This is a genomic window from Nonomuraea sp. CA-141351 (genome assembly GCF_050944675.1).
Lineage (GTDB): Bacteria > Actinomycetota > Actinomycetes > Streptosporangiales > Streptosporangiaceae > Nonomuraea.
Genome location: NZ_CP191982.1, coordinates 11,287,947 through 11,313,885, shown reverse-complemented (window position 1 = coordinate 11,313,885; position 25,939 = coordinate 11,287,947). Strand labels below are relative to the sequence as shown.

The window sequence follows — 25,939 nt, the reverse complement described above, 5'->3', positions numbered from 1 at the left end:
GGCGGGCGAGCTCGGCTGAGGTGTGCTTCACGCATACTGCACGACATGACGACCTGCGGGCGATCACGCGCCGCTGGGAGAGATCGCCGGTGCCCCTCAGGCCGTGGGAGTGGATGGGGCCGAAGCGTGGAGGACCAGCATGATGTGCTGGTCCTCGCCGTGCCGCACCGTGCCGGAGCGCTGGAAGCCGACCTTCTCCAGGAGCCGGACCGAGCCGGTGTTGCCTTCGTACGGGTCGGCGTAGAGGGGACGGGCCTTCTCCTGCTGGAGGAAGAGCGTCAGGCCCTGGGTGCCGATGCCGCGGCCCCAGAACTCGCGGCCGAACACGTAGCCGATGAAGCGTCTGTCCGCTTCCCACCAGGCCACGATGTTTCCGGCCAGATCGCCGCCCACCGTGACCGCCTGCACGAACACGGTGGGGTCGCCGAAGATCTGGGTGGCCCAGTGGTAGAGGAACGCCTCCCGCGGCCGGGGACGGAACTTCGACCTCCGGACCGTCTCCGGGTCGTGCTCCTGCCTCAGGAACACCTCCAGGTCGGCCTCCACCACGTCACGGAGCCGTACGTCGTCGCTCATGCCAAGCAAGCCTGCCAAACGCCGCCGACAATTCAGCGGGCGCGGCGGAGGCGGAGGAAGTCGCTGACCACGTACTCGCCCAGGCGCTCGGCGCTCGGCGAGAAGACGCGGCCCCCGTTCCTGCGGGCCACCTCGTCCACGAACTCCTTCAACCGGTCGTCCGCGGCCAGCATGAAGATGTTGATCGTGGCCCGGCGGCGGGTCATCTTGTCGACCTCGGACAGCGTGAGCTCCAGGGTCTCGTGCGAGGGCGGCCACTCGAACGCCGACCTGCCGTTGCGCATGAGGTGGGCCGTGGGCTCGCCGTCCGTGACCACCAGCACCACCGGCTCGAAGTCGGGGTGGCGGTCGAGGTGGCGGCCGGCGATCAGGAGGGCGTGGTGCAGGTTGGTGCCCTGGACCATGTCCCAGTCGAGGCCGGCCAGCTCGTCCGGCTGCAGAACCCTGGCGTAGTTGGAGAAGCCGATGATCTGGACGGCGTCCTGCGGGAACTTGGACGCCACCAGGGCCTGGAGCGCGAGGGCCGTCTGCTTGGCCGCGGCCCATGTGCCGCGCAGGGCCATCGAGTACGACAGGTCCACCAGGAGGCAGACGGCCGCGGCGGTGCGGCGCTCGGTCTCGGCCACCTCGAAGTCGTCCACGGACAACCGTACGGCCGTCGCCCCCGCGCCGTCCTGTGGAGTGATGCCGCCGCTGCGGACGCCGTTCACCAGCGTGCGGACCACGTCGATGGGCTGCTCGTCGCCGAAGCGCCACGGCCGGGACGAGCCCGTGAGCTCTCCCGCCGAGCCCGCGTCGTGCTGGTCGTGGTCGCCGCGGCGGCCCGCGTCGAGCGAGGAGAACACGCGGCGCAGCGCCGTCTCGCCCAGGCGGCGGACCGCCTTGGGGGTGAGCTCCAGCTTGCCGCGGCGGCGCAGGAGGTAGCCCTGCTCCTCCAGCTCCCGCTCGATGCGCTTGAGCGCCTCCAGATCGTCCACGGCCGAGCGGCCGAGCGCGCGGCGTACGGCGGCCTCGTCGATGTCGTCCAGCCGCGCGCCCGGGTAGTCCTGGCGCAGGGCGGTCTCCAGCTGGGTGAGGTCGGCCAGCTCCTCCAGGGCCGTGACGGCGTCGCCCATGGCCAGGGGCTCTTCGCCGGTGAGGCGCTCCGGGGCGTTCCAGGCCAGGTCGGGGCGGCGGGCGTAGAGGGCCTCGCCGAGGCGGCGCATCTCGTCGGAGAGACCGGCCTGGTCGAGGGTCTGGTTGATCAGGTTGGCGAGCTCCTCGCGCTGGCGCGGGGTCATCGAGGCCAGCATGCGCTGCGTGGCGGCGGCGCGGCGAGCCAGGATGTCGACGAGCTCCTCCAGGTTGCGAGGCTTTTCAGGGAACAAATCGCCATATTTCCCCATAAAGGCGTCAAAATCCGCCTGGGTGTGCTGGCCGCGGGCGTCCTTGTCCAGCATGTCGTTCAGGTCCGACATCATCTGCCGGACGCGTTCCATCGCCTCGGGATCGGGGTTGGCGAGGGCGTCCCGCAGGCCCCTGAACTGGCTGTCCAGGACCTCCCTCCGCAGCAGGTCCCGCAGCTCCTCGAACGTCTGGCGCGCCGCTGACGAGCGCCATTCGTACGTGCTCAGCTCCTGGATCGCGCTGGCCGTGTCATCGGGCAGCGCGTCGAGCCCGGCCTCCCGCAGCCGCGCGTCGTCGGACGGGTCGGGGAACAGCTCGGCCCGCTCCTGCCCGATGGCCTTGTCGAGCAGCGCCCGCGCCTTTTCGAGGGTGCCGTCGAGCCGCCCGCGCTCGCGCAGGTCGCGCCGGCGCCTGCGTACCTCCCTGAGCATGTCGTCGAGGCCGCGGCGGTCCTGCGTGCCGGGGAGCCCGCGCTTGAGCAGGTCGCGCAGGGCGTGGACCGGCGTCGAGCCGGAGAGGATCGCGTCGCCCATCTCGTCGAGGGCCGCCCGCACGTCGTAGGGCGGGGCGAGGGGATCGGGGCCGTCGTGGTACTCGCCATAGCGAAAGGCCATCACGCACCCACGCTAACCCGATCCGCCCGGTTATGCGTCCCCCGCAAGCCTTCTGCACGGGTCCGGCTACGCGTCCCCGAAGACCTCCCACACCTCGTTCACGCCGCCGACTCCGGGCGTGTAGTCGATCGTCACGAGTACGGGGTGCTTCGCCGCCCTGAGCGCTTTGGTCAGGTCAGCCGAGGTGCACGACTTCTTGCCGAGCCCGTGCTCGTCGGCGTTGACCGGCTCGCCCGCCAGCCACCCGTCCCGGCACCGCGCCGTGGTGCGGTGGAAGGACGTGGCGTACGTGTACCCGAGCTTGACCTGTTTTCCGCCGGACGCGAACAGGACGGTGGTGTCGTTGACGCGTTTGATGGTGCCACGGGTGGTACGCGAGCCGGGCCACTCCGTGACCAGGAACTCGTTGATCTTGACAGCGCCGGAGCCCTGGTACTCGACGCGTAGCGGGACGGGACCGCGCCCCAGCGCGGCGTCCAGATCACCGGGTTTACAAGCCGTGCGGCCCAGCCCCTTGGCGTCGAGGGCCACCTGACCCTCGGTCTCCTTCAGGTCGCAGGCCACCGTGACGCGGCCGTAGGACGCGTGGGTGTAGTCCAGCCGCGCTTCCTTGGCTCCCGTCACCGTCTTGAGCCGGTAGCCCAGAAAGCCGTCCTTCCGCACGAAGGTGGCCGACTTGGGCACGATTCGCAGGTGGCCGTTGCCGTCGGACCACGCGTACCCGTACACGACCTTGCCGGCCTGCGCGGAGGCAGGCACGGCGAAGACTCCCATGGCGAGAGCGGCGGCACAGGCAAGCAAACGCATGGGCGGTCTCCTCGTCGGCGAGATCAGCTATCCACTATGACGCGGAAGACCGCCACGATGTTCACGTGCGATAGACGGAGACTCCGTCAAGGTCCTCCTTGGAGAGGCGCCGCATGAGGTAAAGCCCCTCCAACGCGAACTCCAGGGCCGCCGCCGCGTGCCCGGGCGACTCCTCGCCCGCTCCCATGCCGAGACGGGACATGACCTTGGCCAGACCGGGGACGGGACCCATCCGGTGCAGGAGCTCGCCCGCGGGGACCAGCTCGCCCGACTCCACCTGGGTGCCCTCGGAGAACTTGTCGATGATCGTGGACAGGTCCATGCCGCCCAGGCGGGTCCTGAACGTCTCGGCCGTGGCCCTGCGCAACAGGTGGGCGAGGATCTCGGTCTCCCTGCCCTCCTCGCTGACCTCGAACTCCACCTTGCCCCGAAGGCTGTGGACCACGGAGGCCAGGTCGATCACGCGCGTGACGGCCCGCTCCTCGCGCGTGATCGCGGCCCTGCGCACGGCCGAGGCCGCGGCGGTCTCGGCGGCCGCGATCGAGAAGCGCGCCGACACGCCGGAACGGGCGTCGACGGCCGTGGACTCGCGTACCAGCCGGGTGAACCTGGCGATCACCTCGATGAGGTGCTCGGGGACGTCGGCGCCGATGTCCGGCATGGACTCCTGGCGGATGAGCGTGAGCTCGTCCTCCACCGTCAGGGGGTAGTGGGTGCGGATCTCCGCGCCGAAGCGGTCCTTCAGCGGGGTGATGATCCGGCCCCTGTTGGTGTAGTCCTCGGGGTTGGCGCTGGCGATGAGCAGGATGTCGAGCGGGAGGCGCAGGTTGTAGCCGCGCACCTGGATGTCGCGCTCCTCCAGCACGTTGAGCAGCGACACCTGGATCCGCTCGGCCAGGTCGGGCAGCTCGTTGACGGAGAAGACGCCGCGGTTGGTGCGCGGGACCAGGCCGTAGTGGACGGTCTCGGGGTCGCCGAGCGTGCGCCCTTCCGCGATCTTGATCGGGTCGACGTCCCCGATCAGGTCGCCCACGGAGGTGTCGGGCGTGGCGAGCTTCTCACCGTAACGCTCGTCGCGGTGCTTCCACGCGACCGGCAGCTCGTCACCCAGCTCCCGCGCCAGGGCCTGGCAGCGCGTGCAGGCCGGCGCGTACGGATGGTCGTTGATCTCGCAACCTTCGACGACCGGGGTCCATTCGTCCAGCAGGCCCGTGATGGTGCGGATGAGCCGGGTCTTGCCCTGGCCGCGCTCGCCGAGGAGCACCAGGTCGTGCCCGGCGAGCAGCGCGCGCTCCAGATGCGGTAGTACGGAGTCGTCGAAGCCCACGATGCCGGGGAAGCGGGGTTCGCCCGCCCGCAGCTTGGCCAGCAGGTTTTCCCGGACTTCGGCTTTGACGGTGCGATGAACGTGGCCGCTCTCTCGCAACTCGCGGAGAATACGTGGCTGATGCACGGGATCGAGACTACGTCCCCCGCGAGCAATGCGGCAGAGAGTTTCGCATCTGGCGGAGATTTCGGATCTCGCCCATTGAGTGACGGTTCGTGTGCGTGCTTGTCCCTTTAGTGGGGAGAATGCGGCCTAGGGAACTTTGACATGTCGAGGGAGGCGAGACCCATGGCCTTGATGACTAGCCGCTTCGCCGACGGCCTCGCCGTGGGTTCCGACCTGGTGGAGGCCGCGGAGACCGCCGTCGGCCGGGCACTGTCGAGGCTCAGCGGCCGAGCCGACTTGGTCTGCTTCTTCATTTGCGGCGACGATCCGGAGACCGTCGCGCGGGCCGGTGAGGCCGCGATGAAGCTCGCACCTGACGCGCACGTGATCGGATGCAGCGCTACGGGAGTGATCGGCGACGGACAAGGAGTCGAGCTGACGCCTGCCGTGAGCGCGTGGGCGGCGACCTTGGACGGCGCGAGACTGACGACGTTCGCGCTGGAGACGCTGACGGCCGAGGACAGGTTCGTGGTGGTCGGGCTGCCTGAGCGGGGTGGGGACGATCATGTGGCGATCCTGCTGGCCGACCCGTACACCTTCCCGACCGACGCCTTCGTGGAGCGCTCGGTGGATGTGCTCGGCGACCTGCCGCTGATCGGCGGGCTGGCCAACGGGCTGCAGGGCCGGGGCTCCGTACGGCTGTTCGCCGACGGCGAGATCTACACCGAGGGCGCGATCGGCGTCCTGATCAGCGGCCCGGTCAAGATCAGCACCGTGGTGAGCCAGGGCTGCCGCCCGATCGGCCCCAGCATGGTCGTCACCGCGTCGGAGGACAATCTGCTGCTCGAGCTGGCCGGTCAGCCGGCGCTGGCCCGGCTGGAGGACATCGTCAGCGAGCTGGACGAGGACGACCGCGAGCTGGTCGCCTCCGGCCTGCAGATCGGCTTGGCCATGAACGAGTACGCCGAGCGCCACGAGCGCGGCGACTTCCTCATCAGGGGAGTCATCGGCATCGACCCGGAGCGCGAGGCCGTGGCCATCGGCGACATCGTGGAGATCGGCAGGACCGTGCGCTTCCAGGTGCGCGACGCGGCCACCGCCGACGAGGACCTGTACGACCTGCTCGACGCCCATCGGGAGCAGCTCGGCAAGGTGGACGGGGCGCTGCTGTTCTCGTGCAACGGCCGAGGCTCGGCCATGTTCGGCACGGCGGACCACGACCCGATCGCCCTGCGCGACACGCTGGGGCCCATCGGCATGGCCGGCTTCTTCGCCGCCGGCGAGGTCGGCCCGGTCTCGGGCCACAACCATGTGCACGGGTTCACGGCGTCCGTCCTGGTGTTCTCCAGCGCCGGTCCATGAGCTCTTCCGGTACGGCAGGCCGCCCGTGATCCTCGCGATCGACGTCGGCGGTACCAAGATGGCCGCCGGCCTGGTCGCCCGCGACGGCACGGTGACCAGGTCCGTCCGGGTCGCCACGCCGCAGGGCGCGGACGCTTCGACCCTGTGGAAGACGCTCGTGGACCTCGTGGAGCCGCTCTCGGAGGTCGTCGAAGGGGGCGTCGAGGGCGTGGGTGTGGGCTGCGGCGGGCCCATGACCTGGCCTGACGGTGAGGTCTCGCCGCTGAACATCCCCGGCTGGCGCGGCTTCCCGCTGCGCGCCCGGCTGTCCGCCCGCTTCCCCGGCGTGCCGGTACGGCTCCACAACGACGCCGTCTGCCTGGCCGTGGCCGAGCACTGGAAGGGCGCCGGGCGGGGCGCGGCGGACATGCTGGGCATGGTGGTGTCCACCGGTGTGGGCGGCGGCCTGATCCTGAACGGCCGGCTGGTCAACGGCAGGACGGGCAACGCCGGGCACATCGGTCACGTGATCGTCGAACCCGACGGCGGTCCGCTGTGCGGCTGCGGCGGCCACGGCTGCCTGGAGGCCGTCGCCCGCGGCCCCGCCCTGACCGCCTGGGCCCTGGACCAGGGCTGGATCCCCGGCGCCGCCCAGCCCGGGGCCGCCGCGCCGACGACCGTACGGGCTGGGGATGGTAGGCCTGGACTCGTGCGGGCCTGTACCCCAGGCACCGCGTCGGGCGTCCCCGCCGCCGCGTCCGGCGCGGCCGACGGTGCGTCCAGTGGGCCCGACGGCGCGCCTGGTGCGCCCGGCGCCGTGTCCGGTGCGTTTGGCGCCGCGCTCAGTGGGCCCGGCACCGGGTCCAGCGCGGCCGATGGCGCGTCCGGTGCGCCGGGCGCCGCGTCCAGTGGGCCCGGCACCGCGCTCAGTGCGCCCGACGGCGCGTCCAGTGGGCCTGACGGCGCGGTGGTGCGGGTCGGGGGCGCTGGGGAGGCGTACCGGGAGGATCGGGCGGTCACCGCGCGGGCGCTGGCGGCGGACGCGCTGGCCGGGGACCTGGTGGCGCGGCTGGCGATGCGCCGGGCCGGGCGTGCGCTCGGCATCGCCATCGCCTCGGCCACCCACCTGTGCGACCTTGACCTGGTCACCATCGGTGGCGGGTTGTCGCAGGCAGGCGCGCCGCTGTTCGACCCGCTGGAGGAGGCGCTGCGGGAGCACGCCAGGATGCGCTTCGCCCGCCGGGTGGACGTCGTGCCCGCCGCCCTGGGCCAGGAGGCCGGGCTGGTCGGCGCCGCAGCCCTGATCCTGGCGGGCGAGCGCTACTGGAGCTGAAGGCCCGGCGACCCCGTCTGCTCGGGAGGGCCGCCGGGCCTTGCGCGGCCGAGCAACCCCGTAAGGGCCGCTGGACCTTATGCGGCCGGGCGGCCACCGGGAGGGCCGCCGGGCCTATGCGGCCGGGCGGTCACCGTAAGGGGCCGCCGGGCCTGGGCGGGTCGGGTGAGGAGGGCTCCGACCCGGGAGGTGGGTTACTCGGTTCCGGTGTGGAGGCTGGGGCCCTGGTCCGTGCCTTCGGTCTTGGTGTCCAGCCTGGGCCCGCCGTCGTCCGTGAAGCCGGAGCCGGCCTTGCCGTCGCCGGAGCCGGGAGCGGGCATCGAGGTGGCCTCGCAGGGCGCGACCGCCCCCTTGACGATCTGGAGCGAGGTCGCGAACGGCGGCTTGTCGTCGCCGTCCTTGCTCTTCGAGACGGCCAGGACCAGCGTCTCATCCGCCGGCACCTGCCCCTCCTCGATCTTGAAGGTGATCCCGTTGGTCGACTTGCCGACGCTCGCCGAGAACTTCCCCGTGCCGGTCCCGCGCTCGCCACGCGGCTCCTTGCACGTCTGCCCCTCGGGCAGGTAGTCCACGACCGCCTTGACCCCGGCCTTGGCCAGCTCCGCGGCCAGCCCGTCCGGGTCGCTGAACTCGTTGATCTGAACGCTGACCGCCCCGTCGGCGCCCTTGGTGACCGCGTACGCCGGGCTGCTGGTGAGCCCGGTCAGCAGCAGCACCGCGGTGCCGGCGGCCGCGACCCCCGCCACCGCGGCCGACAGCCCCACGAAGCGCCGCCTCGAGCCGCGCTCAACCGGTGTCACAGTCGTCGTCATCCCGTCCTCCGCCTTCCGCGTCGTGATCTCTTCCTTGAGTGCACTGAGAAGGCGCTCTTCGAAGTTGCTCATGCCTGTCCTTCCACGTACACAGCCGATGGCGAAGCGACGTGTTCAAGGGCCCGTCTTGCCCGGTGCAATCTGACTCGTGCGGTCACCTGCCTGATGCCCAGGGCCGTGGCGGCCTCGGTTACGGTGAGCTGGTCGATCGCCACGAGCTCCAGCACCGCGCGCTCGCCTTCCGGCAGGCCGTGCATGGCCCCCAGGGCGGTGCGCATCTGGCGCTCGGCGTCGATCCGCTCCTCCATCCTGACGAGATCGTCATCGTCCATCAGCCGGCGACCGGCGACGCGGTCGGTCGCCCGCGCCTCCCTGGCCGCCTTGCGGTACTGGGCGGACACGACGTTGCGCGCGACGCCGTACAGCCAGGCGATCTCGCTGCCCCGGCCGGGCACGTAGGTATGTGCCGAGTCCAGGACCGCCAGGAAGATGTCCGACGTCAGGTCGGCGGCGAGGTGAGGGTCGCTCACCCGCCGGACGACGAATCTCATGACGGCATCGACGTGGCGGCGATAGAAGGCCTCAAAGGCCGCAGGGTCTTCGTTGAGGCGCACTGGCCTCGCTCCCTTCGTCGTTCGCCTTACATCCGTACTTGGACCGAGCGACGAGAAGCGTTTCCGTGCGGCTCAGGCAGGGCGGGTCGGTTGGAAGAGCCAGGCGTCGAAGAGCGGGTGGAGGTCTTTGCCGGACAGCTGCTCGGCGAGGCGGATGAACTCGTCCGTCGTGACGAGACCGTAGCGGTGGTCGGCGGTCCACGTCTTGAGCAGCTTGAAGAACGTGGCGTCGCCGATGGCCTTGCGCAGGGCCTGCAGCGTCATGGCGCCGCGAACGTAGACCGACGTACCGAACAGGTCGTCGGGCCTGGCGCGCCCCGGCGGGTAGGCCCAGATCGGGTCGCTGGCCGGGCGGGCGTGGAGCTCGTTGAAGATGGCGTCGGCGGTCTTCCCGCCCTTGTGCTCCGACCAGAGCCACTCCGCGTACGTGGCGAAGCCCTCGTTGAGCCAGAGCTCCCTCCAGCGCTTGATGGTCAGGCTGTCGCCGAACCACTGGTGGGCCAGCTCGTGGGCGATGATGTCCTGACCGGGGGAGAAGCCCCCGTAAAGCGGCTTGGTCTGGTTTTCCAGCGCGTAACCGGCGGCGTAGTCGTCGATGATGCCCCCGGTCGAGGAGAACGGGTAGGGCCCGAAGACGGTGGACCAGTAGTCGGTGATCTCGCCGGAGAGCCTGAAGAGCTTGTCGAGCGAGGTCTTGAACTTGGGGTCCACGGCGGCGGTCTCGGGGATGCCGGCGGGCGTGCGGCCCTCGCGCAGGTCGAACTTGCCCATCGTGGCCGTCGCCAGATAGCTCGCCATCGGATGCCGCTCGCGCCACCGGAAGGTGGTCTTGCCCTGGGCGGTCGTGGGCTGCCCGACCTGCTCGCCGTTGGCCAGGGCGGTCACCCCGGCGGGGACGGTGATCGTGAAGTCGTACGTGGCCTTGTCGGACGGGTGGTCGTTGTTGGGGAACCAGGTCTTGGAGCCGTCGGGCTCGGAGGCGACGAACGCGCCGTCGGGGGTCGCGACGAACCCGAACGTGCCCAGGTTGGCGCTGTCCTTGATCGGCTGGGGCTGCCCCGAGTAGACGACCTTGACGGTGAAGCGGGACTTGTTGTCGATCGGCTCAGCAGGCGTCACGGTCAGCTCGTCGCCCTGGCGCCGGAACGCCGCTGCGGAGTTGTCGACGGTGACCTTGCTCACGGTCAGCCCGTGGAGGTCGAGGTCGAAGCTCGACAGATCCTGGGTGGCGGCGGCCTGGATCTTGGTCGTCCCCTGGAGCTGCTTGGTCAGCGGCACGTAGTCGATGGCCAGGTCGTAGTGGGAGACGTCGTAGCCGCCGTTGCCGTCAGTGGGGAAGTCGGGGTCGCCGATGCCGACCGCGCCCGGCCGGGGTCCGGTGAGCGGCGGGTCGTCGAGCCGGTGGTCGGCGAGCGACGGTGGCTTGTCCACGGGCGCGCAGCCCAGCACGCTGATCAGCGCGGCCAGCAGCAGTGCCACCCAGCGCATGTTGGAACCCATCGGCTTACGATCCCCCTTCAAACTGTGACCTGCAGCTTACGCTGGGTTAGGCATTGACGACGACCGTCCTGGCTGCCTTGTCGTGCAGGGCCTGTTTACGGGGGTCGAAGAGGATCCAGCCGAGGTCCAGCAGCAGGCCGACGCAGCAGACCCAGGCGAGCGCGGACTCCACGGCCTGCCTCACCGCGGCCTGCATCACAGTGATCCCGGCGCCGTTGTCCTGCACGACTCGCATGCCGAACAGCCTCTTGCCCAGGGTCTGGCCGTTCCAGAAGGCGTGCAGCAGCCAGAAGTACAGGAAGGCCACGAGCCCGGCCAGGAAGGTGTGCTGCACCGGATAACGGTCCCACGCGCCTCTGCCGGGGTCCCAGACGTACGTCCAGCTCTGCCAGTCGAAGGGGACGGAGATGACGTTGACGATGAACCAGTCGAGGACGCCGGCGAACAGGCGTCGCCAGCGTCCCGCCAGCCCCGGTGGTGATCCCATGATGTCCTGATGACCACCACTAAGTCGGGGCAAACTAAAGGTTGCCCCTCCGTTCCTGCTCGCGCTCGATCGCCTCGAACAGCGCCTTGAAGTTGCCCTTGCCGAACCCGAGCGACCCGTGCCGCTCGATCAGCTCGAAGAACACGGTGGGCCTGTCCTGCACCGGCTTGGTGAAGATCTGCAGCAGGTAGCCGTCCTCGTCGCGGTCCACGAGGATCTTCCGCTTCTTCAGCTCCTCGATCGGCGCCCGCACATTCCCGATGCGCGCCCGCAGCTCGGGGTCGTCGTAGTACGAGTCAGGCGTCTCCAGGAACTGGACGCCGGCCGCCCGCATGCGGTCGACCGTGGTGAGGATGTCGTTGGTGGCCAGCGCGATGTGCTGGACTCCCGGCCCGCCGTAGAACTCCAGGAACTCGTCGATCTGCGACTTCCTGCGGCTGACGGCCGGCTCGTTCAGCGGGAACTTGACCTTGCGGGAGCCGTCCGCCACGACCTTGGACATGAGCGCCGAGTACTCGGTGGCGATGTCGTCGCCGACGAACTCCGCCATGTTCGTGAAGCCCATCACCTTCCGGTAGAACTCCACCCACTCGTTCATCTTGCCCAGCTCGACGTTGCCGACGCAGTGGTCGATCGCCTGGAAGAGCCGCCCGTTCTTCGTCTCGGGGGGCGCGACCAGCGGCTCGGCGGCCACGTATCCGGGCAGGTAGCGCCCGCCGTAGTTGGACCTGTCGACCAGCGTGTGCCGGGTCTCGCCGTAAGTGGCGATGGCTGCGAGCTGCACCTTTCCGTGCTCGTCCTCCATCGTGTACGGCTCCACCAGCCCTCTGGCCCCGTGGGCGACCGCGTACGCGTACCCCGCCTCGACGTCGGGCACCGCGATGGCCAGGTCGATCACCCCGTCACCGTGCTCGGCGACGTGCCTGGCCAGGTCCGTGCCCGGGCGGAGCGGAGCACGGAACTCGAAGGTGGCGCCGCCCGAGACCAGCACGTACGCGACCTCGTCCCGGCTGCCGTTCTCGGGCCCGCGGTAGGCCACCAGCCTCATACCGAACGCGGTTGAGTAGTAGTGGGCCGCCTGCTTGGCGTTGCCCACGGCGAACACGACGGCGTCCATCCCATTGACCGGAAATGCATCATTCATAAGTCCAACTGTCGATTTGCCTGGGCGAGCTGCGCAACAGTTACTTGAATCGGTGGACAACCTGCCTAGCTTCTCCAGGAAATATCGGGTAAATCTGTACAGTATGACGATCGATGACCTTGACGCCCGGCTGATCGCCCTCCTGACGGAGGAGCCCCGCCTGGGCGTGCTCGAATGCTCGCGCCGGCTCGGCGTGGCCCGTGGCACCGTGCAGGCCAGGCTCGACCGGCTGATCGCCAGGGACGTGATCACCGGGTTCGGGCCCGATGTGTCGCCTGAGGCCCTCGGCTACGGCGTCACCGCGTTCGTCAGCATGGAGATCAGACAGGTCGCCGGGCACGATCCGGTGGCCGACCGGCTGGCCGCGATCCCCGAGGTGCTGGAGGTGCACACGATCACCGGCGACAGCGACCTGCTCTGCCGCGTGGTCGCGCGGACGAATGCCGATCTGCAGCGGGTTATTGACCGGATCGTGGATGTTCAGGGCGTGCTCAGGACTAATTCGATCATCGCTCTCGACACACCCGTTCCATACCGAGTTCTGCCGTTGGTCGCCGATGTCCCGCACAGGGGCTAGCGCCGGCCGTACTATCGCTTTGGGACGGGGCACCGATATCGATCGTTTACCCTTGGCATTCGCCCAGCTTGCGGGGTTGTTCTGCGGTTGAGTTGGGCGATGCTTGGCAGGGGGGTCGAGGTGCGGAGTGGTGGTGGTAACGGGATGCGAAAGCGGCGAGTTCTCCGACTTCTACTGATTTCATTCGGCGCAGGAATCCTCGTACTGGTCGGGCTTTTCGCGGTCGCGTGGGCGATGACCCCGATTCCCGATTCCACGCAGAAGCAGGCCACCGCGCAGGGTTCGGTGATCTATTACCGCGACGGCAAGACCGTGCTCGCCCGGCAGGGCATCGACCGCAAGAACGTCGAGCTGGCCAAGGTGCCCCAGCACGTGCGCGACGCGGTCATCGCGGCGGAGAACCGCTCCTTCTACGAGGACGGCGGCGTCTCGGTCAAGGGCACCGCGCGGGCCGTCTGGTCCACCGTCAGCGGGCAGCAGCTCCAGGGCGGCTCGACGATCACCCAGCAGCTCGTGCGCAACTACTACAGCGGCCTCAGCCAGGAACGTTCCGTCACCCGGAAGTTCAAAGAGATCCTCATCGCGATAAAGGTCGACCAGTCCAAGTCGAAGGACTGGGTGCTCGGGCAGTACCTCAACACGATCTACTTCGGCCGCGGCGCCAACGGCGTCCAGTCGGCCGCCCGCGCTTACTTCGGCAAGGACGTCGGCCAGCTCAGCGTGGCCGAGGGCGCGTACCTCGCGGCGGTGATCCAGCAGCCCAGCCGGTTCGCCGACCCCAAGGGCGCCGACCTCCAGGCGGCCGAGCAGCGCTGGCAGTCGGTGATCGACGCGATGGGCCAGACCGGCGCGCTGACGCCCGAGCAGGTCGCCGCCCAGCGCTTCCCCCGGCTCACGGCACCGAAGAAGCCGTTCGAGCTCAAGGGCCAGGCCCAGTACATGCTGGAGCAGGTGACGGCGGAGCTCAACCGGCGCGGCTACACCGACGAGGACATCAACGGCGGCGGCCTGAAGATCGTCACCACGTTCGACAAGAAGCTCATGCAGGCGGCCCAGCGGGCCGTCAAGGACGTGCTGCCGGACGCCACGCCCAAGAAGGTCTTCACGGGGCTCGCGGCCGTCGATCCCGCCACCGGCGAGATCGTCGCGTTCTACGGGGGCCGTCCCACGCAGTCGCAGTACGACAGCGCGTTCTCGGCCAAGGTCCAGGCCGGGTCGACCTTCAAGCCGTACACGCTGGCGGCGGCGCTCGAGAACGGCTTCGACCTGTCCACCAGGGTCAACGGCAACTCGCCGATGCGCGTGGCGTCGGACCCGAAGCCGATCCCCAACGACAGCGACCGCTCGTACGGCGAGATCAACCTGGTGCAGGCCACCCAGAACTCGGTCAACACCGCGTTCGTGGATCTCGGCCAGAAGGTCGGCCTGGACAAGGTCTCCGCCGTCGCCGAGAAGGCGGGCATCCCCAAGGCGCAGATCGAGAAGCAGCAGAACTACGCGTCCTTCCCGCTCGGCGTCTCCTCGGTCAGCGCCGTCCAGAACGCCTCGGGCTTCTCCTCCTTCGCCAACAAGGGCGTGCACATGGAGGCCCACGTGGTGAAGTCGGTCACCGACGCGGACGGCAAGAAGCAGGACATCGAGCCGGTCGCGACGCGGGTGGTCAGCGAACAGGCCGCCGCGGACACGACGTACGCGATGCAGCAGGTCGTCAAGTACGGCACCGGCACCGCCGCCCGCCTCTACGACCGCCCGGTGGCCGGCAAGACGGGCACCACGGACGAGTCGAAGTCGGTCTGGTTCAACGGGTTCACGCCGCAGCTCGCCGTCGCGGTCGACATGTTCAGGGACGACAACGCCACCGTCACGATCCCGGGGTACGGCACGCAGTTCGGCGGTCAGCTGCCGGCGCAGATCTGGCGGGCGTTCATGACCGAGGCCATGGCGGGCAAGCCGGTGGAGGAGTTCCCGGAGCCGTCGGACTACGGCTGGGGGCCCGACTACTCGACGCCCGATCGGTACCAGAACGACCCCCAGCAGGACTACACGCCTCCGTCGAACCCCAACGACTGGAACAGCACCCCTGACCCCAGCTCCACCGAGCCCACGATCACGGACCCGCCGGTGACCGAGCAGCCGAGCAACAACGACGGGCAGAACGGGCAGCAGGACCGGCAGCCCACGATCATGGACCCGCCGGCCACGCAGGCTCCCAGCCAGCCCACGACGGGGCCCGACACAGGTGGCAATCCCAACACGGGCCGCCTGCGAAACGGCTAGCGCGCGGCCGGGCGCTCACTGAGTGAGCCGGCGCTCACCTGCCCAGCTCGGAGCGGAGCTCCTCGACCGTGGTCACGGGCATGCGACAGGTGAATCCCCTGCACACGTAGGCGGCGGGCGCCCCGCCGACGAGCCCGCGTCCCTCCAGCAGCTCAGGGAAGTCGCCGGGGCCGAGGGCGACCACCAGCCCTGGCGCGTCGGCCAGCAGCGCCTGCCTGTGCAGCGCCACCGTACGCGGGTCGTCGGCCGGACCGACCACGGCGACCTCCACGGGTCCGTCCAGCGCCGCCCGCGCCACGGACAGCCCCCACCCGGCGAACCTGGCGTGCCCCGTGGCCAGCACGGACACGGTGCCGAGCGCGGCGTGGGCGACCTCCCTGTGCCGCGTGGAGCCGGTCAGGGCGCCGTAGGAGAGCAGCGCGCCCGCGGCCGCGTACTGGCCCGACGGGGTGGCGTTGTCCGTGGGGTCCTGCGGTCGCTGGAAGAGCCGCTCGGCGTCGTCCGCCGTGTCGTAGAAGCCGCCCGCGCCGTTGGCGAACCTGTCGAGCACGGTGTCCAGCAGGGATCCCGCGAGCCGCAGCCACCTGGTCTCACCGGTCACGCCGTACAAGGAGATCAGGCCCTCGGCCACGTTGGCGTAGTCGTCGAGCACCCCGGCGTTCGTCCCGGCCCTGCCGTCCTTGGACGTACGCAGCAGCCTGCCGTCCACCACATGCGTGCTCGCGAGCAGCTCGGCCGCGGCCGTGGCGGCCTCCACGAGGTCGGGCCGCTCGAACACCGCGCCGGTCTCCGCCAGCGCCGCGATGGCCAGGCCGTTCCACGAGGCCACGACCTTGTCGTCGCGCCCGGGGCGTACCCGCTGGTCCCTGGTGGCGAGCAGCCGCCCCCGGACGCCCGCGTAGCGTACGGCGTCGTCGGGGTCGCGCGGGAGCTGCAGCACGGACGTGCCGTGCTCGAACGTGCCGGTCACCTCGAAGAGCTCCTGCGCCCAGCGCCCGTCGTCCTCGCCGAGCACCTCGCGCAGCTCCTCGGGCGTCCAGACGTAGAACTTGCCCTCCACGCCCTCGCTGTCGGCGTCGAGCGCCGAGGCGAACCCGCCTTCCTTCGTGCGCATCTCGCGCAGCATCCAGTCGGCCGTCTCCAGCGCCACGCGCCGCGCCAGCTCGCCGCCGCCTGCCTTCCACCAGTGCGTGTAGACGCGCAGCAGGAGCGCGTTGTCGTAGAGCATCTTCTCGAAGTGCGGCACGACCCATTCCGCGTCCACGCTGTAGCGCGCGAATCCGCCGCCGAGCTGGTCGTACATGCCGCCGCGGGCCATCGCATCGAGCGTCTTGCCGCTCATCTCGCGCTCACCCGAGCGCAGCAGGAACTCCAGCACCATGGACGGCGGGAACTTCGGCGCCCCGCCGAACCCGCCGTGCGCCGGATCGAACTCCTCACGCAGATTCTGTACGGCCCGCGCCAGCGTCTCCTCGTTGGGGACGGCGCCGCTGGGCAGCGTCGTGCCCGCGTTGAGCGCCTCCACCACCTTGGCGCCCTGCTTCAGCACGATCTCCCGGTCGCCCACCCACACGTTGTGCACCTCGGTGAGCAGGCGCTGGAAGTGGGGGCGCGGGAAGTAGGTGCCGCAGTAGAACGGGTGGCCCTCGGGCGTCGCGAACACTGTCATGGGCCAGCCGCCCTGGCGCGTCATGGCCTGCGTGGCGCCCATGTAGACGGCGTCCACGTCCGGCCGCTCCTCGCGGTCGACCTTGATGTTGACGAAGTGCTCGTTCATGAGACGTGCGGTTGCGGCGTCCTCGAAGCTCTCATGTGCCATGACGTGACACCAGGTGATGTCAAGAAGCGTGTAACCAATGGCATGACGAGTAACCCACTGAGATCAACAGGGGCACGTCACGCCTGGCCGCTTCTTGCATCGCCTCCTCTCCCCATGGCCACCAATCAACCGGGTTGTTGGCGTGCTGGAGGAGGTAGGGAGACGTCTCCTTACCTAGCCTGTTCATACCTCCAGGCTCTCACGTTGCCTTCCCTCAGGACACCCCAGGGGGCCGCGCAAGCGATCTTGTCCGTGACCGTCTGGGAGACGTTGCAGCTTCCTGCAAGTGCATCGAACATATGATCGAAAATCTCCCTCTCGCTGACTCGCTGATCAGGAATAACGTGTAACCTTGGGCCGGTTAATCTCGCCGTGATACTTTGAATGTGCAAGACGGTTATGCAAGACGGTGGACAGGGGCGATCATCCGCAGCTAATTTGATCCTCATGAGCCGCGAAGCGTTACCCTTCCCCATGCTAGGAGTTTGATCATGCCTCCCAGAGGTCCCGCCATTGACCGTGATCGGCTGCTGGAGCTGTTGCAGGCTGGCCTGTCCTACAGCGAGATAGCCGAGCAGCTAGGGGCGTCCTATAGCGGGGTTGCTCACGCCGTGAAGCGCATGGGGCTGAGCCGCAAGCAACTCACCCACAGTGACGCCATCCCTTGGACGGTCAAGGAAGAACACAAGCGGACCGCCCCCCTTCAGTACATGCGAGAGCTGTCGCAGATGGCCAAGGGGAAGATGATCAGTGCGCATCGCCAGGCAACCGCCATCCGTTGGGCTCAAGGGCTAGTTGAGCAAGGCTTGGACGTCTCCTATGACCCTGATGCGCCTCCAAGCGACTTCTGCCCTCAAGGCGGCTTCCATCTCATCCCCGCGGACGAAGGGACGAGCCACGTCGCTGGGCTGCTGGAGGCAGCATCGCAGAAGGTGGCGCAATAGGTCGCGCGCCTAGTTCTCTATAGCTGCGCACGGACAGGCATAGCCAGGGATATCCCTGGCTATCGTCGTTTTAGCGGCATGTAGACCGAATGTAGACGGCGATAACGTTTTGACCAACTAACACCGTTTAGGTTATCCATGTCCCTTCCTGCATGTCTCGGGAGGGGGCACCTACGGCATGGACCTTGAGCGCCACCGTGGAATCCTGGAAACGATCCTTAGCCGCGCCAAAGACGAAGAAGACGTCGTAAAACGCCTAAGCAACTACATGGCGCTACTGCACTACTGCTATGAGGAAGCCGATGAGGTTAGGGGATACTTCACGCTCGTATTGGAGGAGAAGGGGCTAGACACGCTCCAAATCGCGTCGCTCATCAACAAGTCGGGCAAGCGGTACGCCAGCACGCGCCTGACCGCGAAGGCGGAGAAGCGCCTAGCTGAAGTGCAAGCCCGCATCGCGCGCGGAGACCCGCCAGACTCCTACGCTTACGAACTGTTCACTGAGCTTGAGGCGCGCAAGAGCCGGGAAGCCATCAACCCCCTTCTGTCGCCAATCCAAGTCAACCAAGCCAAGCGCACCAGTCGCATGATGAGCGGCGTCCGCTCCCTCTTCAAGGCGGCTAAGGTCATCGGCCTGTCCCTGATCCCGGCCGTCTTCATCCAAAAGCTTTCAGCAGCCGGTTCGGTCGGGGCAACGGGCGGTGCGACGGTCAGCGCTACAGCCGGAGCCGTGACGACAGGGGGAGCCGTAGCCGCCCCTGCCGGAGCGGGCCTAGCAACTGTGATCCCCATCGCGGCAGGGACGGCGCACGCGGCAGCACCTATCGTTGCCCCAATCGCCACGAAGGTGGTTGCAGGATGGGTCAGCGCTGGACTCGTCTTCGGCGCTACAGGTGTCGTCGCCTATGAAGCCACAGCCGGTAAGCCAGTCGTGCCAGTCGCCCAAACGGTTGCCACGACACCAGACCAACCCCACAGTGGCGAACCATCGGGGCATGACCCTGCACGGTCTTGGCTAGATAAGCCGACCGATAGCCCGACGCCCACGGCTGAAGTGACCCCGCAGAGCGCCGAAGGCATCACGCCCTCTCCGCAGCCCAAGATGTCGCAGTCACACCGCCCTTCTGTGACGACAGCGAGCCCCACGCATACGCCACAGAAGCCGTCGCCTATGGCGACGACCACCAGCAGCACGCCCACGCCTGCGGTCACCACAACGGCCCCAGCGCCGCCGCCCGACATTGCTTCTACCCCTACGCCTGAGAGCCCGCTACCATCGCCCACGGCCACGCCACAGCCCACAATCGAGCCGTCAGGGAGCCCGACCCCCGACGCTTCAGAGCATCCGCCGGCAAGTCCCATCAGTAGCCCAGAGCCTTCACCGTCCGTGACGGGCTCGACGCCGACAGCGTCAGTGTCGGAGTCGCCCGCCACTCTGCCGGAAGGCGACGAGAGCGCCGAACAATCGGGCCTGTTGAGCTGGATTGCCGATGTCATCGGCTAATCCGATCAAGATCAATTGCAGGGGTGCAACAGAAAGTGCCACTTACAGCCTTCCCTGACGCTGTGTGACTCCGCTTAGATCGTTCGGGCAAGTTTCTTAAGAAAGCCCTTCAAGGGGGAGCGTTGAAGCTGTACGGACCGGCGAACCCGCTCGCGATCCTCGACATCGCGCGCAGCCAGCACGCCGGGGGCGTGAGCCGGGCCGACATCACCTATCCGGACGGGGTCATGGTCGAGATTCGCTACAGGCTGCCGGTAGAGCCGAGCTACCTCCTGGCGAACGCCAACCTGATGCCCCTGGACGGCCGCCTAATCAACGCCGCCACGGAGGAGGAGGAAGACGGGACGTACGCCTACTTCGCCTTCTGGCGTCCGGCTGGAGGCCGGGACGAGTCTCTGACCTGCCCTGATACTCCCGCCGGGGCCGGTCTGGAATCCGATTTGTGCAAGACGGTAGTTCTCGGATAGTCTGTGCTCTGCACGGCCGGGGAACGCCCCCTCAAGCCGCTAATGCGAGGGTAGGGGGATTAGTACCCGGCCCGTGCTCGGTACGACTTGAGAACTCAACAGTGGAAACGCGCGAAGACCCTCTTACGAAGGGTGGAACGAATGCCCAAGCATCGTTCCGTGTCACAGCTAACCAGCTACGCGACGTGCGGGGAGTCCTACCGGCTGTCAAAGGTCGCGGGGGCACCACAAACCCCCGCAGCCTGGTTCGCGCAAGGTATAGCCGTACACGAAGCGATCGAACGATGGGAACGCACGCACCGCGAGCACAGCCCCGAAACCGCAATAGCATGGTTCGAGGAAGCTTTTGACCGCGAAGCGGCCAAGATGTTCGAGGCAGAGCCGGACATTAACAACTGGCTATGCCCCGGCCGGATCAAACCAGAAACGGACCTCGCCAACCGAATAGACCGGGGGAGAGTCCAAGTGTCCGGCTACATCGAGCAGGCCCTAGCCTCCAAGCTGCAAGTGCTCGAACTGATGCCGGGCGAACCGGCATCAGAGGTTCCCTTCACACTCGACTTGGACGGGTTAACCGTGATCGGGTACATAGACCTGATCATGATCGACCCATGGGGCCGGTTGCTGGTGCGAGACATCAAGACCGGCTCCAAACGACCTCTCAGCCCCATACAGCTAGCCGTCTACCGGCATGCCGTGTTCGACCTCACGGGCGATGTGGTCGAGTGGGGTGACTACTACATGGCGAAGGACAACAAGGCGCTAGACCCCGTTAACCTTCGCCCCTTCACGCGCGGCATGGTGACCAGATGGTTTAAACAGATGGACGCCAGCGAGCGCGCGGGCATATACCTGCCCAACCCTGGGGAGCACTGCAACACCTGCCCAGTACGCCGGTTCTGCTCTGTCATGGGCACGGACCGGCTTTCTTTTCGCCCATAATATGCAAGACGGTAGTGATCAACTAGTAAGGAGAGCCACTTGGCAGAGGACTACCCGCACGCCCTGGACGTCGAAATCTGGGACGGTCAGGGCCGCAAGGTCGGTCTCTACCACCTCCGCGCCCCCAGCGCGGCCGACTTCATCGCCGAAGCGAACGAGGTTGACGGCCAGTTCGCCGACGCCGTCGCCAGCGTGACCCACACCGTCCGTTCCGCGTTCCTACTCAAGGCGGAGCTGGGCGCGACGTACGTCTCTCAGAGCAACGGCACTCCTGCACGTGGAGCTGCCCCCCGGCAGACTCCCCAGCGCCCGCAGAACCGGCCCCAGAGCCGTCAGGCGAGCCCGGCCTATGAGGACGCTCCGGACTGGCCGGACAACCCTCCCGGCGACGACGAGGGCGTGTTCTGCGACCACGGTGAGATGAAGTACGTGCCCGCTGGCGTCGGGCGCAACAACAAGCCGTACAAGGCGTTCTACGCCTGCCCGCTGGACCGCAACGACCCCAACCGGTGCCGGACCCGTCCGGCCTAACTGAAAGGGCGCCCCGCTGTATACGCTCGCCCGAGCGCGGGTTAAGGCGGGGGAGACGGGCTTGCCGATCCCTAGCCCGTTTAAACGGCTAGAAGCCGAAGGCGTCCAGTTCAGGCGCGGCCAACTCGCGTTGGTCGCGGCTGGGCCGGGCGTCGGCAAGTCGGTGTTCGCCCTCACCCTGGCAGCCGCATCACGAGTCCCGACGCTGTACCTGTCAGCAGACAGCGACGCAGCTATCCAGTACGAGCGGGCCGCCGCCATGATGACCGGCCGGACCCGCGACGAGATCGCCGAACTGGTCGAGAGCGGAGACACCCGCTACCTCGACAGCAAGCTAGCCGCCCTACGCAAGCTCAGATGGTGTTTCGAGTCGTCCCCCACGCTGGACGACATCGAAGCTCACGTGAAGTGCTGGGCGGCCGTCTACGGGGCTTACCCGGAGCTGATCGTGGTGGACAACGTCTCCGACGTCACCCCCGACAGCGAAGAGGGCGGAACGCTCGCCCTCGAATCCATCATGGCCTACCTGGCAGACCTGGCCCGCGCTACCGGCGCGGCTGTCATCGCCCTGCATCACCTCACCGCGGAATACGACGACGGCACCGAGCCGCCGCCCCTCAGCGCACTCAAGGGCAAGATCAGCAAAAAACCGGCCCTGGTCCTGAACCTTTTCAGACCCACCGAGGGGCGGCTAGGCGTCGTCATCGCCAAGAACCGCACCGGCCGACCCGACGTCGGCCAGCAGTACCGCGTGACCTTGAACGCGGACCTCTCTCGCATGTCCATCACTGACTAACGGAGATATCCCATGCTTTCCCCCTCCCTCCCCGTTAAGGCTGTCCTGATCGAGCACATCGGCCGGGTCGCGGTTCAGCCGGGGACGTTCGTTCCCATTGACGACATCGTGGTCACCTTCACCCACGCCAAGACCGGCGAGGAGTTCGTTCTCCTCGCCACCCGCATCGTGGGCCTGGTGGTTGAGCCCGACACGGATCAGGCCGCCGAGGACAGGAAGGCCGCCTAATGACCGGCTGCCACGTCCCGATAGGAAGGCTGCCAGAGATCACGTTCATCGCCACCGTGGACGGTGACGGACTCCACTTCGTGGAGGGCAGTCTCGTCTATGACGACCGCCGCCAGGCGTACCACGGCATGGCAGAGGGCACCTGGATCGCCAGTTGCGGATACCGGGAGCTGGAGCCACGCGAGACGTGGGTACCGGCTCACGCCGTCACCCGGTTGATGCGGAAGCTCTAACCAGTGTCGAGCCCCAGCAAGGCCAAAGGCACTCGCTGGGAACGGGAAGTCGCCGACTACCTAGCCCAGGCCATTCCGGGCGTGGACAGGATCGGCTCACGTGACTTCGGGGCCGGGGACCTTTCGGTCCCCTGGCCCATCCCTCACGAGTGCAAGGCCGAACGCAAGATCACGCTCAGCGAGTACGCCAAGCAGCTCAAAGCCATCAAGGCTCGTTTAAACGCTCCGGCCGGCGTCGTGGTCGTGAAGGCTCCCCGCAAGCCGGTCAGCGAAGCGTACGTCGTGATGACCCTGGAAGAGTGGCGGCGCATCCTGCCTATCGTGGGCGACCACCTTCTTAACGAGCTGTTGAACGATGAGCGCCAATGACCCGGTAGAGGCAATCGGCGCGACGATCGGCTTCGTGCTCCTCATCTTCGCCCTGGCCTGGCTCGGCGAATGGCAAGAGCGCCGCGCACGCCGAAAGGTGAAGCGATGCGGGAAACACCGCCGCAAGGCATAGCCGAAGTCCTCGCGCACTACGGAGCCGAATACGTACCCGAAGGGTACAAGTGGGCTCCGATGCGATGCCCTTTTCATGACGACCGCTCCGCCTCCGCGAGCGTATCCACAGAACGCGGAGCGTTTAAATGCCATGCCTGCGAAGCGAAGGGCGACCCGATCGCCCTCATTCGCTGGAAGGAGTCATGCGATTACCCTAGTGCCCTCGAAATCCTCACTGGAATTCTTGGAGACAGCCACCCGGCGGTATCAGCGCGCAATGCGCGGAAGCGCCGCAGAAGAGTATTTGATGAGCCGGGGCCTAGCCCCGGACAGCATTCGATCTTTTCAACTCGGGTACGTCGCAGATTCGATGCCGGGCCATGAGCCCTACGCGGGCCGCCTAGCAATCCCATACCTGTCTCCCGATCGGATAACGCTCCAAATCCGCTTTCGCCGAATAGGCGATGGCGATGGGGCTAAATACCTGTCCGTGCCGGGGGATGCACCCCGGCCTTTCAACACCAGAGCGCTAGAGCTGGACAGCCCCATCATGTGCGTGTGCGAAGGCGAGATCGACGCCATCACCGCCATGCAGGCCGGTCTACCAGCCATAGCGATCCCCGGCGTGTCCGCCTGGCGCAAAGAGTGGGCGCTAGCCCTACACCAGTACGACCACGTTTTCGTACTCGCGGACAACGACGACAAGGGCCAAGGAAAGAAGCTCGGCGAAACCATCGCCAAGCACTCAGACAACGTCCGAATAGTGCCCATGCCCGAAGGGCATGACGTCAACTCATTCGTTCAAGAGCACGGCCCAGACGCCCTACTAGCAAAGGTTGGAATCAATGACGAGTGAAGAACTCGCGAAGGCCGTAGAGACCACCGTTAAGGCGGTACAGAACCGCATCCTCACCGTGGGGAAAGAACAGTACGACCAGGGCGACGAACAACTCTTTGAGCAGATGACCATCAATGAACTGCTCAGCTACGCGATCGAAGAATGTGACGACCAGATCGCATACGCGGTCATGACCCGCATCCGGCTCATCAGGCTTCAGCGCAAGCTCAAGAAGGCGTTCACCGCATGATCCTGCACGAATTCCTGCCGCGCGGTCAAAAGACGCTAATCCAGCTCGTCAGATCCGCCATGGTGGCCCACGCCATGGAACTGGTGCCGCTGGAAGACATGCCCGACGATTACACGGCGATCACGGAAGCCGCGAAGCGCGCCTACCAGAACGGCGACAACATCGTGTTCAACGCGCTGGTGATGGCTGTGCTATTCCAGATCGGGATCGACGTGGAGGCTGGCGATTAAGCGAGTCCTGATTTACCCCGATGCTCAAATCCCGTACCACAACCCCCGCCAGGCCAAAGCGCTGCACGGCTACATCCACGCAACCAAGCCGGACAGCGTTCTGATCATCGGGGATTGGATGGACTTCCCGACGCCGTCACGCTGGAGCAAGGGCACAGCCGAGGAGTTCCGGGGAGACGTCTTCCGAGACGTCGAGATCGGCAAGCGGATGCTCGGGGATCTCCGGCGCGGCTATGACGGGCCGATCGAGTTCGTCCCCGGGAACCACGACACCCGACCGGCCGACTACCTAGCCAAGTACAGCCCAGCCCTGGCCGCGAGCAAGGCGTTCGACATTGACGTCTTGCTGGACTTCAACAGTCACGGCGTCGAGCTGGTGGACGCATTCCACCCCGTCGCCCCCGGCTGGATTGCCACGCACGGGCACAAGGGGTTCAGCTTGTCGGCCATCCCTGGCCGGACGGCGCTCAACGCGGCAAAGACGATCGGCAAGAGCGTCGTCATGGGCCACGTCCACAAGCTGGCGATGTGCCCAGACACGACGGGCTATCAGGGCCGCATATCGACGCTCTGGGGCGTGGAAGTCGGTCACATCATGGACACCCGGCCAGGCAAGGCCCCGGCCTACCTCCCGCGCGGAGCTGCCAACTGGCAAGCGGGCTTTGCGGTCCTGCACATCGACGGCCGCCGGGTCAGGCCCGAGCTGTACCCCATGCAGCCAGACGGAACGTTCATCGCTGACGGAAAGGTTTGGAACTAAGCGGTGCTGACCGCTGAAGTGATCGACACGGCATCGCGGGTCGGGAAGTTCGTCGCCCGCGACTGGCCGATGATCGACGCAGACGACATCGCACAGGAAGTGTTGACCGGCGCGTGCAAGCGGCCGGACCGGTACAACGCCATGGACGAAGCCGCGTTGTTCGCAGTGTTCCGCGCCGACGCTCACGCCTACTGCATGAGGGAACGGGCCGACTACACCACTAGGACCGCCCGCTACCTCTACACACCGGCCGAAGTCCGGTCGCTGCTGGCCGTGCTGTACGAGACCAGCGAAGAAGACTGGTCCAAGCCCCCGGCAAAGGACTCGTACGCCGTGGTGCTCGAAACCGGCTCCATCGTCGTATCGGTCTGGGACCTCAAGGAATGCCTCGCGCAGCTCCCCGCCAACTACCGGGCGATCATCGCCCGCAAGCACGAAGCCGCCGGGCTGACCAAGGAGCAGCGCGAAGCGCTCAAGGCGGCCGGATGGGAGCCGCTGACGGCCGCAGAGCGCAAGACCTACCAGCGGGCCGTAGACCGGCTCACAGAGCGGCTGAACAAGCGGATCAACCGGCCGCGAGGCGTCCACGAGAACGGGCCTGGAGCCCGCCGGGCCATGTCGAACGCGCATGCCTACGCGGCCACGCACGACGACAGAGAGGGAGGACGTTGACGTACAAGCTGCCTGACGAGACGTACCGGGTTTACCCGGAGTCGTGGAACTTCCGGAACGTGTACGACTCGCGTGACTCGGCGCGTAGGGCAGTGTCCTACCGCAAGGGCACATGGGAGCGCGACCGCATCAGGGTCTTCCGGGCCGTCACGGTCTGGGAAGACGTCACCCACGAGTTCGTGACGGGGGGCTGATGGACGAGCCTCCGAAGCCGAAGGAAATCATGCTCGGCTGCCTGGCGCTGGCGCTCGCAAGCGGCATCTTCTGGCTGCTGGTCATCGGCGGCGTCCGGGCACTGTACGAGCTGGCCATCATCATCATCTCGGCGGCTTGACCTGTGAC

Annotated in this window: 31 protein-coding genes and 1 pseudogene; 22 read left to right on the top strand and 10 right to left on the bottom strand. The window is 67.4% G+C overall.

Annotated elements, in window-relative coordinates:
• Nucleotides 1-96: 96 nt before the first annotated feature.
• The 4 genes from ACQPWU_RS53240 to ACQPWU_RS53225 all read right to left on the bottom strand — a co-directional run bounded on the left by ACQPWU_RS53240 (nucleotide 97) and on the right by ACQPWU_RS53225 (nucleotide 4,836).
• Entirely contained in the window at nucleotides 97-576 is a 480-nt protein-coding gene (locus tag ACQPWU_RS53240) for a GNAT family N-acetyltransferase (protein WP_433434598.1), read from the bottom strand.
• Between the two features lie 32 nt (nucleotides 577-608).
• Complete coding sequence (locus tag ACQPWU_RS53235) at nucleotides 609-2,576, bottom strand: vWA domain-containing protein (protein ID WP_433445526.1); 1,968 nt, start codon at nucleotides 2,574-2,576, stop codon at nucleotides 609-611.
• A gap of 66 nt (nucleotides 2,577-2,642) precedes the next feature.
• Entirely contained in the window at nucleotides 2,643-3,383 is a 741-nt protein-coding gene (locus tag ACQPWU_RS53230) for a hypothetical protein (RefSeq protein ID WP_433434596.1), read from the bottom strand.
• Nucleotides 3,384-3,444: 61 nt separating this feature from the next.
• Nucleotides 3,445-4,836 (bottom strand): sigma 54-interacting transcriptional regulator, encoded by a 1,392-nt coding sequence (locus tag ACQPWU_RS53225; RefSeq protein WP_433434594.1) that lies wholly within the window; start codon nucleotides 4,834-4,836, stop codon nucleotides 3,445-3,447.
• A gap of 171 nt (nucleotides 4,837-5,007) precedes the next feature.
• Between ACQPWU_RS53225 and ACQPWU_RS53220 the strand changes: the two genes are divergently transcribed.
• Nucleotides 5,008-6,177 carry an FIST signal transduction protein gene (locus ACQPWU_RS53220; RefSeq protein WP_433445525.1) on the top strand — a complete coding sequence of 390 codons (1,170 nt, stop codon included), beginning with the start codon at nucleotides 5,008-5,010 and terminating at the stop codon, nucleotides 6,175-6,177.
• Nucleotides 6,178-6,202: 25 nt separating this feature from the next.
• Nucleotides 6,203-7,489, top strand: coding sequence for an ROK family protein (locus ACQPWU_RS53215; protein WP_433434593.1), 1,287 nt, complete (start codon nucleotides 6,203-6,205; stop codon nucleotides 7,487-7,489).
• Between the two features lie 194 nt (nucleotides 7,490-7,683).
• On the opposite strand, the gene ACQPWU_RS53210 is transcribed toward ACQPWU_RS53215, so the two are convergent.
• From ACQPWU_RS53210 to hppD, 5 genes are all read right to left on the bottom strand, one after another.
• Entirely contained in the window at nucleotides 7,684-8,373 is a 690-nt protein-coding gene (locus ACQPWU_RS53210) for a hypothetical protein (protein ID WP_433434591.1), read from the bottom strand.
• Entirely contained in the window at nucleotides 8,370-8,915 is a 546-nt protein-coding gene (locus ACQPWU_RS53205) for an RNA polymerase sigma factor (RefSeq protein WP_433434589.1), read from the bottom strand. Before ACQPWU_RS53205 ends, ACQPWU_RS53210 begins: the two co-directional genes overlap by 4 nt.
• Nucleotides 8,916-8,987: 72 nt before the next feature.
• On the bottom strand, nucleotides 8,988-10,415 hold the full coding sequence (locus tag ACQPWU_RS53200; RefSeq protein WP_433434587.1) for a M1 family metallopeptidase: 1,428 nt from the start codon (nucleotides 10,413-10,415) through the stop codon (nucleotides 8,988-8,990).
• A 46-nt stretch (nucleotides 10,416-10,461) separates the two neighbouring features.
• Nucleotides 10,462-10,902: an RDD family protein gene (locus ACQPWU_RS53195; RefSeq protein ID WP_433434585.1), complete on the bottom strand. Its 441-nt coding sequence runs from the start codon at nucleotides 10,900-10,902 to the stop codon at nucleotides 10,462-10,464.
• A gap of 34 nt (nucleotides 10,903-10,936) precedes the next feature.
• Nucleotides 10,937-12,046: a 4-hydroxyphenylpyruvate dioxygenase gene (gene hppD / locus ACQPWU_RS53190; protein ID WP_433434583.1), complete on the bottom strand. Its 1,110-nt coding sequence runs from the start codon at nucleotides 12,044-12,046 to the stop codon at nucleotides 10,937-10,939.
• Nucleotides 12,047-12,149: 103 nt separating this feature from the next.
• On the opposite strand from hppD, the gene ACQPWU_RS53185 reads away from it, so the two are divergent.
• The gene (locus ACQPWU_RS53185; protein WP_433434581.1) at nucleotides 12,150-12,623 is read left to right on the top strand and encodes an Lrp/AsnC family transcriptional regulator; all 474 of its coding nucleotides are present in this window, start codon (nucleotides 12,150-12,152) and stop codon (nucleotides 12,621-12,623) included.
• A 234-nt stretch (nucleotides 12,624-12,857) separates the two neighbouring features.
• Nucleotides 12,858-14,900, top strand: coding sequence for a transglycosylase domain-containing protein (locus ACQPWU_RS53180; RefSeq protein ID WP_433434579.1), 2,043 nt, complete (start codon nucleotides 12,858-12,860; stop codon nucleotides 14,898-14,900).
• Nucleotides 14,901-14,934: 34 nt separating this feature from the next.
• On the opposite strand, the pseudogene ACQPWU_RS53175 reads toward ACQPWU_RS53180, so the two are convergent.
• A pseudogene (locus tag ACQPWU_RS53175) lies at nucleotides 14,935-16,906 on the bottom strand (thioredoxin domain-containing protein).
• Nucleotides 16,907-17,210: 304 nt separating this feature from the next.
• Between ACQPWU_RS53175 and ACQPWU_RS53170 the strand changes: the two are divergent.
• From ACQPWU_RS53170 to ACQPWU_RS53085, 18 genes are all read left to right on the top strand, one after another.
• Nucleotides 17,211-17,663, top strand: a complete 453-nt coding sequence (locus tag ACQPWU_RS53170) for a GcrA family cell cycle regulator (protein WP_433434577.1) — start codon at nucleotides 17,211-17,213, stop codon at nucleotides 17,661-17,663.
• A gap of 178 nt (nucleotides 17,664-17,841) precedes the next feature.
• On the top strand, nucleotides 17,842-19,167 hold the full coding sequence (locus ACQPWU_RS53165; RefSeq protein WP_433434575.1) for a hypothetical protein: 1,326 nt from the start codon (nucleotides 17,842-17,844) through the stop codon (nucleotides 19,165-19,167).
• A gap of 122 nt (nucleotides 19,168-19,289) precedes the next feature.
• Complete coding sequence (locus ACQPWU_RS53160; RefSeq protein ID WP_433434573.1) at nucleotides 19,290-19,634, top strand: hypothetical protein; 345 nt, start codon at nucleotides 19,290-19,292, stop codon at nucleotides 19,632-19,634.
• A 141-nt stretch (nucleotides 19,635-19,775) separates the two neighbouring features.
• On the top strand, nucleotides 19,776-20,576 hold the full coding sequence (locus ACQPWU_RS53155) for a PD-(D/E)XK nuclease family protein (protein ID WP_433434571.1): 801 nt from the start codon (nucleotides 19,776-19,778) through the stop codon (nucleotides 20,574-20,576).
• A gap of 39 nt (nucleotides 20,577-20,615) precedes the next feature.
• The gene (locus tag ACQPWU_RS53150) at nucleotides 20,616-21,107 is read left to right on the top strand and encodes a hypothetical protein (RefSeq protein ID WP_433434570.1); all 492 of its coding nucleotides are present in this window, start codon (nucleotides 20,616-20,618) and stop codon (nucleotides 21,105-21,107) included.
• A gap of 61 nt (nucleotides 21,108-21,168) precedes the next feature.
• Nucleotides 21,169-21,903, top strand: coding sequence for a DnaB-like helicase C-terminal domain-containing protein (locus tag ACQPWU_RS53145; RefSeq protein ID WP_433434568.1), 735 nt, complete (start codon nucleotides 21,169-21,171; stop codon nucleotides 21,901-21,903).
• A gap of 12 nt (nucleotides 21,904-21,915) precedes the next feature.
• On the top strand, nucleotides 21,916-22,131 hold the full coding sequence (locus ACQPWU_RS53140; protein ID WP_433434566.1) for a hypothetical protein: 216 nt from the start codon (nucleotides 21,916-21,918) through the stop codon (nucleotides 22,129-22,131).
• On the top strand, nucleotides 22,131-22,364 hold the full coding sequence (locus ACQPWU_RS53135; protein ID WP_433434564.1) for a hypothetical protein: 234 nt from the start codon (nucleotides 22,131-22,133) through the stop codon (nucleotides 22,362-22,364). Before ACQPWU_RS53140 ends, ACQPWU_RS53135 begins: the two co-directional genes overlap by 1 nt.
• A 3-nt stretch (nucleotides 22,365-22,367) precedes the next feature.
• Nucleotides 22,368-22,733: a hypothetical protein gene (locus ACQPWU_RS53130; protein WP_433434562.1), complete on the top strand. Its 366-nt coding sequence runs from the start codon at nucleotides 22,368-22,370 to the stop codon at nucleotides 22,731-22,733.
• A complete protein-coding gene (locus ACQPWU_RS53125) occupies nucleotides 22,720-22,866 on the top strand; it encodes a hypothetical protein (protein ID WP_433445596.1) in 147 nt (48 codons plus the stop codon). The genes ACQPWU_RS53130 and ACQPWU_RS53125 overlap by 14 nt, the downstream gene beginning before the upstream one ends.
• Complete coding sequence (locus ACQPWU_RS53120) at nucleotides 22,803-23,231, top strand: CHC2 zinc finger domain-containing protein (protein ID WP_433434560.1); 429 nt, start codon at nucleotides 22,803-22,805, stop codon at nucleotides 23,229-23,231. Before ACQPWU_RS53125 ends, ACQPWU_RS53120 begins: the two co-directional genes overlap by 64 nt.
• A 172-nt stretch (nucleotides 23,232-23,403) precedes the next feature.
• Nucleotides 23,404-23,703, top strand: coding sequence for a toprim domain-containing protein (locus tag ACQPWU_RS53115; RefSeq protein ID WP_433434559.1), 300 nt, complete (start codon nucleotides 23,404-23,406; stop codon nucleotides 23,701-23,703).
• Complete coding sequence (locus ACQPWU_RS53110) at nucleotides 23,693-23,935, top strand: hypothetical protein (protein WP_433434557.1); 243 nt, start codon at nucleotides 23,693-23,695, stop codon at nucleotides 23,933-23,935. The genes ACQPWU_RS53115 and ACQPWU_RS53110 overlap by 11 nt, the downstream gene beginning before the upstream one ends.
• Nucleotides 23,932-24,165: a hypothetical protein gene (locus ACQPWU_RS53105; protein ID WP_433434555.1), complete on the top strand. Its 234-nt coding sequence runs from the start codon at nucleotides 23,932-23,934 to the stop codon at nucleotides 24,163-24,165. The genes ACQPWU_RS53110 and ACQPWU_RS53105 overlap by 4 nt, the downstream gene beginning before the upstream one ends.
• Nucleotides 24,122-24,925 carry a metallophosphoesterase gene (locus ACQPWU_RS53100; protein WP_433445524.1) on the top strand — a complete coding sequence of 268 codons (804 nt, stop codon included), beginning with the start codon at nucleotides 24,122-24,124 and terminating at the stop codon, nucleotides 24,923-24,925. Before ACQPWU_RS53105 ends, ACQPWU_RS53100 begins: the two co-directional genes overlap by 44 nt.
• 3 nt (nucleotides 24,926-24,928) lie before the next feature.
• Nucleotides 24,929-25,597 carry a hypothetical protein gene (locus ACQPWU_RS53095; RefSeq protein ID WP_433434553.1) on the top strand — a complete coding sequence of 223 codons (669 nt, stop codon included), beginning with the start codon at nucleotides 24,929-24,931 and terminating at the stop codon, nucleotides 25,595-25,597.
• Complete coding sequence (locus ACQPWU_RS53090) at nucleotides 25,594-25,791, top strand: hypothetical protein (protein WP_433434551.1); 198 nt, start codon at nucleotides 25,594-25,596, stop codon at nucleotides 25,789-25,791. The genes ACQPWU_RS53095 and ACQPWU_RS53090 overlap by 4 nt, the downstream gene beginning before the upstream one ends.
• Entirely contained in the window at nucleotides 25,791-25,931 is a 141-nt protein-coding gene (locus tag ACQPWU_RS53085) for a hypothetical protein (protein WP_433434549.1), read from the top strand. Before ACQPWU_RS53090 ends, ACQPWU_RS53085 begins: the two co-directional genes overlap by 1 nt.
• The last annotated feature ends 8 nt before the right edge of the window (nucleotides 25,932-25,939 follow it).